Here is a 9,987-nt window from a genome sequence, read left to right on the forward strand (position 1 = left end):
GTTATACCAATGCCGGCAAATCCACCCTGTTTAATATTCTAGCCGGCAGCGATGTCTATGCCGCCGACCAGCTCTTTGCCACCCTCGATCCAACCCTGCGCCGTCTGGAATGGGACAGCATTGGCAATCTGGTTCTGGCCGATACTGTAGGTTTTGTCCGCAATCTTTCCCACTCGCTGGTGGAATCTTTTAAAGCAACGCTCGAAGAAACCCTGGAAGCTACGTTGCTGTTACATGTGATCGATTCCAGCAGTCCAGATATGCTGGAGCAGATTGAAGCGGTCGAAAAAGTCCTGCAAGAAATCGGCGCAGATGTACCGATGCTGCGTGTCTACAACAAGATTGATTGTAGTGGTGAAGAGCCAAAAATTATTTACCGACAACCGGGTCTACCTGAGCGGGTGTATATTTCAGCCCATAGTGGCGCGGGTATTGATTTATTGCGTAAGGCTGTACATGAAGCTCTGATGGGGCAACTTCAGTCGTTTGAGCTGGTTCTGCAGCATGCACATGGCAAGTTGCGTAATCAGTTATATAGCCTGAACGTCATTCAGTCTGAACATTATGATGAGGAAGGCCACCTGCATCTCAATATCCGGATTGCGCCACAAAAACTCGAACAACTGATTAAACAGGCGCATTTACCCCTCGAAGACATTCTTGGCAAACAGGCGCAACAATTCAAGCGCCCACTGGAAGAATTTGAAATCAAGACCAAGATCGAGTAAAACTTGATTATTAAACTTTTTATTAAATGACTACAATTGATGAACTGGATAAAAAATATCGACTGGCCAGCATGGATCGCCACTCTACTGCTGATTGTGGTTTTTCGTGAAGGCTCAGTATGGATCATGACTCAACTCAATCATCCTGAACTGGGAAATCTGGTCGGGCTGATCAGTCTGCTGATTGTACTGTTTGCATGGCGTTATTTTTCCAAACTGCCTCCACGTCTGATTGATACCAATAATAAACTGATGAAAGAAAGTGCCTTTGCCTTTTTGCCGATTAGTGCCGGTTCTTTGATCATGCTGATCCAATTGGGACAAAAGATTCCGGCCTTTATGCTGGTGCTGTGCCTGAGCACGCTTCTTCCTCTTTGGATCTATGCCAAAATGGCAAAACGCTGGTTATAGGAATCCCACATGCTCTCTATTCTGTATAGTTTTTTGATTACCCTGATCGCTTATCTGCTGGCCAAGCCACTTAACCGTTTTATTCCACAAATTCCAGTCATTGTTTTTGCCATGTTTCTGGTATTGCTCATCCTGTTCGGATTCGGTGTTCCTTATGAGCATTATATGGATGAGGTCAATCCGATCTTTAACCATCTACTCGGTTACGTAACAGTTGCTCTGGCGATTCCACTTGCTGCCATGCGCTATGATGACCTGCCTTTAAAAGCCATTATCGGGATTTTGATCTTTGCCAGTATCAGTGCCGTGGCTTTACCGATGGGACTGGCTTATCTGCTGCACATGTCTTCTACCGATATTATGGCTTTTGCCACTCGTGCAGTCACCACACCGATTGCCATCAATATTGCCACCTTACTTGAGGCCCCTATCAGCCTGACTATTTTAATTGTGATCCTCTCTGGTGTGATCGGTGCTGCTTTTTCACCGTTTATTTTAAGGCATATCAATGATGAACGCGCCTCCGGCCTGGCATTGGGACTGGCAGCACATGCGATTGGTACAGCACAGGCATGGCAGCGCGGCAGTGTTGCAGGACGCTATGCTGCATTCGGTATGGCGGTCAATGCGGTTTTCACTGCAATATGGCTACCATCATTTATCTTTTTTCTGCAAAAAATGTGACTAAACAATCATTTTTAAATGATTGTTTAGTCTATTAATTAAGCTTATTATCAATTTGTATTTTGTCATAAAGTAAAGGATGATTTTAATGAAAAAGATTAAATTGGTTTCGGCCCTTCTCTTGAGCAGCTTTTCAGGCATGATTTGGGCCAATGATATTACAGGGCTGTGGAAAAACATCGATGACAAAACAGGCTCTTCAAAAGCTGTTTTAGAAATCCGCCAAGAATCAAATGGCAGCTATACTGCTAAAATTATAAAAGTTACCCCACGTCCAGGTTATACCCCGAAAGAAACCTGTGTTTCCTGCCCTGCCCCTTATACCAATAAACCAATCTTGGGCCTAGACGTACTGACCGGTCTTAAAGCAGACGGCGAGAACAACTACGTGGGAGGTAAAATCCTGGATCCGCTTTCAGGAAAAATCTACAGCACCAAAGCCAGACTGAGCCCGAATGGCAAGCGTATTACTTTACGCGGCTATGTGGGTGTCTCTGCACTCGGCCGCAGTCAAACATGGATTCGCCACGACTAGTTTAAGGCCTGCGCCAGAAGCATAAAACTGAATAAAAAACGTTTCAAATCCAAAAAAATAACCAGTATTCAACTGCAGAATCTAGGCCAATATCGCATATAAAAAATTAGATTCGGCACTTGAATGACAAGTGGTCAAGGGGGAAATAAAGATGCAGAAAAGTATAATATGGGCATCACTCGCAGGTTTACTTTCATTCAGCTCAGCACTTTTTGCTCAAGGTCTGAGCGGTATTTGGCAGCAAATTGACGATAAAACGGGATCACCTAAAGCACTGATTGAAATTCGTCAGGAGCACAACGGCACATATACGGGGAAAATCACAAAAATTACCCCGCGTCCGGGCTATACACCCCGGGAAAAATGCGTAGATTGCCCTGCGCCTTATACCAATCAGCCTATTCTCGGTTTAGATATCTTTCAGAACTTAAAAGCTGATGGTCAAAACATGTATTCGTCAGGCAAAATCCTTGATCCGCTTTCAGGTAAAGTCTATAACCTGAAAGCGAAGCAGTCTGCCAATGGCAGACGTCTGCTTTTACGAGGATATATCGGCATCTCTGCGATTGGTCGTACACAAACCTGGATACGCCTAGAATAAAACACCTATATCAATGCATGCTTTTAGCGCAATTCATTTAAAGATATTAATGAACTAAAATTTAAAATCGGGGGATAGCTCGTATTGTATGCAGAGCTTTTATAGGGGTATAGGATATAACAGCGGCTGGGCAATCCACCTTGACCAGATCTGACTTCGTTACCCACTCAAGCTATAAATGATAAAAAAGCCACGTTTAAGTGGCTTTTTTATGTGGGGCGTCATGCGACCGGATTATCAATGGCAAACATCTGCTGATCTTCAAGACGAAAAGCCATTAACTGATGGCCCCAGACACAACCACCATCTACGTTTTGAATTTTTTCAGTAATTGTTTGGCCTTGCAGGGCAGCCCAATGACCAAAAAGAATCTGATGGGTCTGTGCCGCAGGCGACTCAAACTCGAACCAGGGTTTAAAGCCTTCCGGCATCGGATCATCCAACGCGTCTTTAAAACTATAATCCAGACGTCCTGCTGCATCGGTTAAACGCATACGGGTCAAATAGTTAACGATACAGCGGATCCGTTCATGCCCTTCAAGCTGATCCGACCATAAAGATGGCTCTTTACCAAACATCTCATTTAGGAAAGCATCCACAATTTCAAAGTCATCATGAGCAATGACTGTTCCGACTTCCTGGGCCAGCTCAGCCGTTTTAGCCGCATCCCATAGTTTTGGAATACCGGCATGAGTCAGAATGGTCTGTGGACTTGGAAACAGGCAGAGCGGCTGTTTGCGCAACCAGTCAATCAGGTCATCACTGTCGATGGCATCAATCACATCACGGACATTGTCGTGATCTTTAATCGGTTTAATCCCACGTGCATAAGCCAGCAAGGTCAGATCATGATTACCCAACACCGTTGCAGCAGCCCCATAATCAGCCAGCTTTTTAACAAAACGCAGTGTTCCCAGCGAATCTTCTCCGCGCGCCACCAAGTCGCCAGCAAACCAGATAAAGTCCTGATCAGGATCAAACCGAATTTCTTTCAGTAAGGCTTTCAAGGCTGCAAAACAGCCCTGCACATCACCAATCACGTAATTGTATCGAACCATGCGTGCCATAAGATTAATTTACCATTTGATCTGATAATGCAACAAATTGAGCCAGTGTCAGGGTTTCTGGCCGCGCCATCGGATCGACCCCCGCCTTTTCAAAGCCTTCTTCTGCCAGCATTCCTTTCAAGCTGTTACGTAAGGTTTTACGACGCTGGGTAAATACATGCGCGACCAGACGTGCCAAGGCTTTTTCATTTTTCGCCACAATCGGTTTAGTTACATAAGGTTCTAAACGGAATACTGCAGAAGTGACTTTTGGCGGGGGATTGAAGGAGCCTGGTGGGACTTCAAACAGGAAAGTCGGCTTGCAGTAATATTGAATCATCACCGACAAACGGCCATATTCTTTGCTATTCGGCACGGCCGTAATACGATCTACCACTTCTTTTTGCAGCATGAAGTGCATGTCTTTGACTTTTTCACCAAATTCCAAGAGATGGAACAGTAGAGGTGTTGAAATATTATAAGGTAAATTACCCACGACACGTAGCGGGCGACCTTCCTGAAAAAGTTCAGTAAAGTCATATTTCAACGCATCGGTTTCTACAATGGTTAAGCGTTCAGGATAGGGCACACGACCCGGTAAGCCTGCTGCCAGGTCACGATCCAGTTCCACCACCGTCAAGGCATCACATTCACCAATTAACGGAGAGGTTAAAGCGGCCAGACCTGGTCCAATTTCCACAATATTGTCACCCGGACGCGGGTTCACAGAACGGACAATTTTAGCAATGACACGTTGGTCATGTAAGAAGTTTTGACCAAAACGCTTGCGCGTATGATGCCCTTCATCTTTCGGGTTTAAGGCATTAATTTGATACATAGACATTTCCAACGTGTAAAAAAGACAAGATCACTGACGCGCCAGATCCAGCGCTAAATCCACAGCTACATGCAAGCTTGAGCTTTTTGCAAGACCACTACCTGCGAGGGAGAGAGCTGTGCCATGATCGACCGAAGTACGGATGAACGGTAAGCCCAAAGTAATATTGATGGCTTCACCAAAGCCCTGAGATTTTAACACAGGTAAGCCCTGATCGTGATACATCGCCAGAACCGCATCGGCATCTTTTAAATTTTCCGGCGTAAATAAAGTATCGGCAGGCAGGCTCAGACTGAGGTTAATACCCTGAGCACGATAACTTTCCAGCACCGGATTAATCACTTCGATTTCTTCCATACCCAAATAACCACCCTCACCTGCATGCGGATTCAGGCCACACACTAAAATATGCGGATGCTGGATTTTAAATTTGGATTTCAAGTCATGAATCAGAATATCAATTACCTGATGCAAGCGCTCAGGTGTAATAGCCTCTGCCACTGCACGTAAAGGTAAATGTGTGGTGGCTAAAGCAACACGCAAGGTTTTGGTGGCCAGCATCATTACCACGCGCGGCACGCCCGCAAATTCCTGGTAATATTCGGTATGTCCACTAAAATGAATCCCGGCTTCATTCATCACGGACTTCTGTACGGGAGCCGTTGCCACGCCCACACTTTTGCCCGTCATGGCATAATCAGCCGAGCGACGTAATTGCTCCAGCACATAGGCGGAGTTATACGGATTCAGCTCTCCTAAAATAACCTCCTGTTCTAAAGATACATGCTCCACATAAAGCTGGCCTTTTTCTGACGAACAGCTTTGTCCTGTATATTCAACCAGCTTCACCTGCTTGTTCAAACAGTGTGCCCGGGCTTCTAACAGGCTCATATCTGCCAGCACCACCACCGGCCGTTCATCCACACGTTCTGCAAGGCTTAAACAGATATCCGGACCTATACCCGCAGGTTCACCACTCGTCACATATAAAGGCAGCATGATTGACTCAAATTAAAGCACGTGCCTCAAGTATACCGCCTGCGGATTCCATATTCATGCCTATTAAAAGCTATCTGATATTAATAGGAGCTGGAATATGTCCCAATTCAGACACAGTGCTGACACAAAGTTGTAAGACAAAAAGAATCAGATAAAACTGAATCATGACTAAGCAGATAGCAACATAACCCTGAGCATTCAGCAACAGCATACTGATACTGACTGCGCTCTACATTAGCACCGGCAGCAAAAGTAAATATGAATTAAAAGATATCCATGCAATCTTGGCAAATGCATCTATTCCAGAAGCAATACCATAATCAATTCCAGTGCGTACAGAGATAAAAACAGAGCAGGCCGCCAAAGCTGAATTTTGCAAATTTAGAAATCGCAAAGTCGGCTGGCTAATCTATTTTAGCCACCTTCTCAGCCTTATTTTCGAGGGAAAGGTCCATTCTTTTTATCTTGTGTTGTTATTTTGATCGTGGTTGAAGGCTTAGAAAAGCGTAAGTTTCATTACTTCCTTTTCTTTATGCTCTACTATATAATGCAGCGCTTGGAATTCTTAATTTTCATTTGTGATTCTTCACGTATTCGTTTAGAATCTCGTCTCCTTTTTGTTTGGACAGCTTCCATAGTCCAAACCAACTATAATAGGTAGTGGTTTAATGAAAACTCTCAGCGCTAAGCCAGCTGAAGTTCAACACGACTGGTACGTTGTTGATGCTTCTGGCAAAACTCTAGGTCGCCTTGCGACGGAAATCGCTCGTCGTTTACGCGGTAAGCACAAGACTTGTTATACTCCTCACGTTGACACTGGCGACTACATCGTTATTATCAATGCTGAGCAAGTTCAAGTGACTGGTAACAAGGCACTTGATAAGAAATACTATCGCCACACTGGTTTCCCTGGTGGTATCCGTGAAACTAATTTTGAAAAACTAGTTGCTCACAAACCAGAAGAAATCTTCCAACGCGCTGTAAAAGGCATGTTGCCAAAAGGTCCTCTTGGTTATGCAATGATCAAGAAAATGAAAGTGTACGCTGGTGCTGAGCATCCTCACACAGCTCAACAGCCACAAGTTTTGGACATCTAAGGGATACAGCACATGGCTACTAATTATGGTACAGGTCGCCGTAAGACCGCAACTGCACGTGTTTTCTTATCTGCTGGTACTGGTAAACTCGTAATCAACAACCGTTCACTTGAACAATACTTCGGCCGTGAAACAGCTCGTATGATCGTTCGTCAACCTCTAGAGCTTCTTGAAGCAACTGAGAAATACGACCTTTACATCACTGTTGCTGGTGGCGGTATTGGTGGTCAAGCAGGCGCTATCCGTCACGGTATTACTCGTGCCCTGATCGCTTCTGACGACACACTGAAGTCTGCTCTTCGTCAAGCTGGTTTCGTTACTCGTGATGCTCGTGAAGTTGAACGTAAGAAACTTGGTTTACGTAAAGCACGTAAACGTCCTCAATTCTCTAAACGTTAATTCGTTTACCGGATTGGACAAAAAGCCCTGGATTATCCAGGGTTTTTTTATGGCTTATTTATTTTCATCCAGTTTGATTTCTTAGTGCTTATTGCTCATATATATCCCCTCCCCAAATCCCTTCATGACACCAAAAAGATTTACTGAAATAATAATGCGCTACACCAAGCAAAACAAACAGCGATACTACCCCCCTTTAATTTAAAGAAGCTGATTGAGCATTTTTTAGCATATTTTCCTTTAATTATTTTCTTATAATTTAAAGAGACAAATATCAATTCATCTTTGATGCTTGGTGCTTTTTGGGGCGAATTTTAGTATCCTAGTCCATCCATTAGAATTTGCTCAGGATTTATGACAGTCGAAAGTGCGCCTCTTCAAGGAATTACCTTATATAGTCATGCCGATGACTTTCGCTCCCATTGGATCCGCTACGTACTTGCCGAAAAACAAATAAAATACAACCTGATTTTAGTCGATCATGACGATGCAGATCTGGCCAGCCTAAATCCGTATAACCAGCTTCCCATGCTGATTGAAAATGAGCTCAAGCTGTTTAATAGCAATATTATTTCTGAATATCTGGATGACCGTTATCGCCAGAACAAGCTCTATGCCGATGCACCCATGCCGCGTGCAGAACAGAGACAGTATCTGTGGCGTTTTGAGCATGACTGGCTCAAACTGGCAGATATTATGTTGTGTCATCCTGATACGTTGGACCTGCAAGCACGCCAGCAGGCACAGCACCAGCTACGCGATATCCTGATTTCCCTGACACCGCTGTTCCAACATTTTCCTTATTTTATGTCAGAGCACTTTAGTATCCTGGACTGCATGCTGTCACCCGTTTTTGTGCGTTTGCCAAGTATGGGGGTAGAATTACCCAAACAGCAATGCCGACCATTTTACTTATATTGTCAACGTATTTTTAGTCGCCCTGCATTTGTCAAATCCATGACCTTGCAGGAAAAAAACCGTTATCAAAAGCAATTGTCGAACCTATAGAGAACTCCCATGTCTGAACCAGAATTCAACTTAAGTCCTACCCGTCCTTATATGGCGCGTGCAATCTATGAGTGGATTTGTGATAACAATATGACACCTTATCTACTTGTCGATGCAACCCAGCCTCATACCATGGTACCAGAGCAGTTTGTTAAAGATGGGCAGATTGTTCTGAATATTGTGCCTCATGCGGTTCATGCCCTAAACATCAGCAATGACAACATCAGCTTTTCTGCACGTTTTGGCGGTGTCTCGCGTGATATTTACGTACCAATGGCAGCAGTAGTAGGGATTTATGCCCAAGAAAACGGTCAAGGCCTGTTCTTCGACCCAAGTGAATATGAGCATATCCAAAATGAAGAAGATGCTTTAAAATCAAGCACTGAAAAGCAACCTGAACCAACCAAGAAAAAACCAACGTTAAGGTTATTAGATTAAATAAAAATGGAGCAAGTGCATGGCTTTTGATTTGGTACAATATTTTGTTGAACAGATAGAAACTCAAAAGCCTGAGCTTCTACAAAACCATACAAAAGAACAAAGACGAGAATATATTTCTGAAATTAATGCGCTGACTTTAGGTAAATTAATTACACAGTGGCGCGATAATCCACAGAAAATTTATAACGAAATCACGCATCCTGATGAACTTTATATTCTGGAGATTTCCCGTCATCTCACCACACGTCCGGAAAATAAATCAGATCTGCCACGCAGCGAGCTTGAGCATCTCAGCGCTGAAATTTTTCATTTGCAATTGTCTGAATTAAAACAATTGCATGACACCGCCAATCATAACCTGAATAGCATTCAGGAATTGCTGCTGGGTCAGATTGAGCATTTGTCAGGTCAGGCAGATGATTGGGTTTGGGCAACAAATAATCTAACGGAGCTTAAAGGCTCTAAACCCATTCCTCAAGAAGAGCTATCATTAGAGATATCAATGAAGGAGTTTAATCACATGGTTAACCAAAATACTCAGCATGTTGCAGTTGAAGCAGAAGAAGTTGTCCTCATCAATGTGCCTGGCTGGGCAAAAGTTTTAGAGCCTGTTGTTGCAATTGTGATTTTATGGATCTTAGCAAGTGCTTTAATGCAATTATTTGCATAAGCAGCTCCTCAACTTTTGTAATACCCGGCTAAACCTCTAATACTTTAGAGTATTAGGGGTTTTATATTTAGAGTGCTATACCACGTCCGAATTAAACATAAATAGGCTAATACAGCTAACCGTCGACCTCCAAAATACTTCCCTAACTAAAATCATCTTCTCTAGCTCAAGTGCCAATAGCCATTATTTAAATGTCATTCAGATAAATAGCTGTAAATCAGCACCCTAATAGATGAAATACTGTAGACAAGCGATGATTTGAACCTAGGCTTCTGTTTGTGCGCCATCCTGCATCATAATTGATGTTTTTATAACATCGCTCCTAAAAAACTATGAACCTAAATATTTGGAGGTGAATGCTGCGGATGATTCATAGAAATAGATAACCATCTATTTCTTTTCATTTTATAAAAAATAAATCCCCCTGCTTTTTAGCAGGGGGATTTTAAATAATGAGCTGGCGATGACTTACTCTCACATGGGTAACCCCACACTACCATCAGCGCAAAGAGGTTTCACTTCTGAGTTCG

13 protein-coding genes are annotated in these 9,987 nt (G+C 43.4%); 10 read left to right on the forward strand and 3 right to left on the reverse strand.

The window, feature by feature from the left end; all coding sequences use genetic code 11:
- The 5 genes from E2K52_RS11865 to E2K52_RS11885 form a co-directional block, all read left to right on the forward strand.
- Positions 1-728, forward strand: a 728-nt coding sequence (locus tag E2K52_RS11865; protein WP_171478855.1) for an HflX GTPase family protein, incomplete at its 5' end; no start/stop codon positions are given.
- A 39-nt stretch (positions 729-767) separates the two neighbouring features.
- Positions 768-1,139 carry a hypothetical protein gene (locus E2K52_RS11870; protein ID WP_151205287.1) on the forward strand — a complete coding sequence of 124 codons (372 nt, stop codon included), beginning with the start codon at positions 768-770 and terminating at the stop codon, positions 1,137-1,139.
- A 9-nt stretch (positions 1,140-1,148) separates the two neighbouring features.
- On the forward strand, positions 1,149-1,823 hold the full coding sequence (locus tag E2K52_RS11875; RefSeq protein WP_151205288.1) for an LrgB family protein: 675 nt from the start codon (positions 1,149-1,151) through the stop codon (positions 1,821-1,823).
- A gap of 88 nt (positions 1,824-1,911) precedes the next feature.
- Positions 1,912-2,358, forward strand: a complete 447-nt coding sequence (locus E2K52_RS11880; RefSeq protein WP_151205289.1) for a DUF2147 domain-containing protein — start codon at positions 1,912-1,914, stop codon at positions 2,356-2,358.
- Positions 2,359-2,509: 151 nt separating this feature from the next.
- Positions 2,510-2,959, forward strand: a complete 450-nt coding sequence (locus E2K52_RS11885; protein WP_151205290.1) for a DUF2147 domain-containing protein — start codon at positions 2,510-2,512, stop codon at positions 2,957-2,959.
- 221 nt (positions 2,960-3,180) lie between these two features.
- Here the strand turns inward: E2K52_RS11885 and E2K52_RS11890 are convergent, their stop codons facing one another.
- From E2K52_RS11890 to pdxA, 3 genes are read right to left on the reverse strand one after another with little or no spacing between them, the layout of a single operon-like run.
- Entirely contained in the window at positions 3,181-4,026 is an 846-nt protein-coding gene (locus tag E2K52_RS11890; protein ID WP_151205291.1) for a symmetrical bis(5'-nucleosyl)-tetraphosphatase, read from the reverse strand.
- A gap of 4 nt (positions 4,027-4,030) precedes the next feature.
- Positions 4,031-4,843, reverse strand: a complete 813-nt coding sequence (rsmA, locus tag E2K52_RS11895; protein ID WP_151205292.1) for a 16S rRNA (adenine(1518)-N(6)/adenine(1519)-N(6))-dimethyltransferase RsmA — start codon at positions 4,841-4,843, stop codon at positions 4,031-4,033.
- Positions 4,844-4,873: 30 nt separating this feature from the next.
- The gene (gene pdxA / locus E2K52_RS11900; protein ID WP_151205293.1) at positions 4,874-5,842 is read right to left on the reverse strand and encodes a 4-hydroxythreonine-4-phosphate dehydrogenase PdxA; all 969 of its coding nucleotides are present in this window, start codon (positions 5,840-5,842) and stop codon (positions 4,874-4,876) included.
- 668 nt (positions 5,843-6,510) lie between these two features.
- On the opposite strand from pdxA, the gene rplM reads away from it, so the two are divergent.
- From rplM to E2K52_RS11925, 5 genes are all read left to right on the forward strand, one after another.
- Positions 6,511-6,939, forward strand: a complete 429-nt coding sequence (gene rplM, locus E2K52_RS11905; protein WP_151205294.1) for a 50S ribosomal protein L13 — start codon at positions 6,511-6,513, stop codon at positions 6,937-6,939.
- A gap of 12 nt (positions 6,940-6,951) precedes the next feature.
- Complete coding sequence (gene rpsI / locus E2K52_RS11910; RefSeq protein WP_151205295.1) at positions 6,952-7,338, forward strand: 30S ribosomal protein S9; 387 nt, start codon at positions 6,952-6,954, stop codon at positions 7,336-7,338.
- A gap of 354 nt (positions 7,339-7,692) precedes the next feature.
- A complete protein-coding gene (locus E2K52_RS11915) occupies positions 7,693-8,346 on the forward strand; it encodes a glutathione S-transferase N-terminal domain-containing protein (RefSeq protein ID WP_151205296.1) in 654 nt (217 codons plus the stop codon).
- Between the two features lie 9 nt (positions 8,347-8,355).
- Complete coding sequence (locus E2K52_RS11920) at positions 8,356-8,784, forward strand: ClpXP protease specificity-enhancing factor (RefSeq protein WP_151205297.1); 429 nt, start codon at positions 8,356-8,358, stop codon at positions 8,782-8,784.
- A 19-nt stretch (positions 8,785-8,803) separates the two neighbouring features.
- The gene (locus E2K52_RS11925; RefSeq protein ID WP_151205298.1) at positions 8,804-9,457 is read left to right on the forward strand and encodes a hypothetical protein; all 654 of its coding nucleotides are present in this window, start codon (positions 8,804-8,806) and stop codon (positions 9,455-9,457) included.
- The last annotated feature ends 530 nt before the right edge of the window (positions 9,458-9,987 follow it).

Origin of the sequence: Acinetobacter sp. RF14B, assembly GCF_006864105.1 — a bacterium.
GTDB lineage: Bacteria > Pseudomonadota > Gammaproteobacteria > Pseudomonadales > Moraxellaceae > Acinetobacter > Acinetobacter lwoffii_C.

Excerpts from the sequence above, each read along its gene's own strand:
- E2K52_RS11885 (WP_151205290.1), top strand. The coding sequence starts at position 2,510 with ATGCAGAAAAGTATAATATGGGCATCACTCGCAGGTTTACTTTCATTC.
- E2K52_RS11925 (WP_151205298.1), top strand. The coding sequence starts at position 8,804 with ATGGCTTTTGATTTGGTACAATATTTTGTTGAACAGATAGAAACTCAA.
- E2K52_RS11875 (WP_151205288.1), top strand. The coding sequence starts at position 1,149 with ATGCTCTCTATTCTGTATAGTTTTTTGATTACCCTGATCGCTTATCTG.
- E2K52_RS11880 (WP_151205289.1), top strand. The coding sequence starts at position 1,912 with ATGAAAAAGATTAAATTGGTTTCGGCCCTTCTCTTGAGCAGCTTTTCA.
- E2K52_RS11915 (WP_151205296.1), top strand. The coding sequence starts at position 7,693 with ATGACAGTCGAAAGTGCGCCTCTTCAAGGAATTACCTTATATAGTCAT.
- E2K52_RS11890 (WP_151205291.1), bottom strand. The coding sequence starts at position 4,026 with ATGGCACGCATGGTTCGATACAATTACGTGATTGGTGATGTGCAGGGC.
- E2K52_RS11920 (WP_151205297.1), top strand. The coding sequence starts at position 8,356 with ATGTCTGAACCAGAATTCAACTTAAGTCCTACCCGTCCTTATATGGCG.
- rsmA (WP_151205292.1), bottom strand. The coding sequence starts at position 4,843 with ATGTATCAAATTAATGCCTTAAACCCGAAAGATGAAGGGCATCATACG.
- E2K52_RS11870 (WP_151205287.1), top strand. The coding sequence starts at position 768 with ATGAACTGGATAAAAAATATCGACTGGCCAGCATGGATCGCCACTCTA.
- rplM (WP_151205294.1), top strand. The coding sequence starts at position 6,511 with ATGAAAACTCTCAGCGCTAAGCCAGCTGAAGTTCAACACGACTGGTAC.
- rpsI (WP_151205295.1), top strand. The coding sequence starts at position 6,952 with ATGGCTACTAATTATGGTACAGGTCGCCGTAAGACCGCAACTGCACGT.
- pdxA (WP_151205293.1), bottom strand. The coding sequence starts at position 5,842 with ATGCTGCCTTTATATGTGACGAGTGGTGAACCTGCGGGTATAGGTCCG.